Source organism: Paraburkholderia sp. EG286B, from assembly GCF_040965655.1.
Lineage (GTDB): Bacteria > Pseudomonadota > Gammaproteobacteria > Burkholderiales > Burkholderiaceae > Paraburkholderia.
In genome coordinates this window covers 1-674 of the sequence record NZ_JBFRCF010000143.1, presented here as the reverse complement: position 1 = coordinate 674, position 674 = coordinate 1, and the positions used below count along the sequence as shown (strand labels likewise).

The following is a 674-nucleotide window of genomic DNA, read 5'->3' as shown; positions in this document are numbered from 1 at the left end:
GGCTTTTGCGCGCACAGAAGCGTAATCCATACCGCGTTTTCTGGCGGACGAGGCACCCTGAATGGGCTCATGGAGGACATGAATCTCCATGGATGGATTTTGGGCTTTGAAAGTGTTAATTTTTTCAACGGAATCGTCCGTAGAATTATTATCGACAAGAATCAGTTCATAGCTGTTGTGAGTAATCATGCTGTTATATGTTTTCTGGTTAAACAGGGAGAGCAATACCTCACAGATGCGATTGCCTTCGTTATAAACTGGCAGCGCAACTGATACAAATACAGTATCACGCATCTTTCCTTCAGAACAGTCCACGTCGAGAATGTCAATTACATTATTGGAGAGTAACTGCTTACCAATGGAAAAATTCCGCCCAGCAACGTCATACATCAACCGCCTATTATTGAGGAACCGGTACACCTCCCTAATAAATGCTTCATCAGGCAAACCGTCCTGCTCCTCTGATATCGGCATAACCGGCGCCTCAAATCCATACTGACCGTACACTTCCCAATAGTATTCGTAGCTGGTAGTGATGTAGCAGCGCTGGTTACTAATCGCTTCTCCAACAGGATTTCCATAGCTGTCGTAATCCCACGAAGTAAGGAAAGAGACCAGATCGCAGGAGTAATATAAATCCTCAATAGTCGTCGCTTCTCCCAGTGAAGACATAT

At 44.8% G+C, this 674-nt stretch carries 1 protein-coding gene; it reads right to left on the bottom strand.

What is annotated here, in order from left to right; translation table 11 throughout:
- Positions 1-674 (bottom strand): glycosyltransferase family 2 protein (locus AB4Y42_RS44120; RefSeq protein WP_368697880.1); only part of this gene is annotated, 674 nt, incomplete at both ends.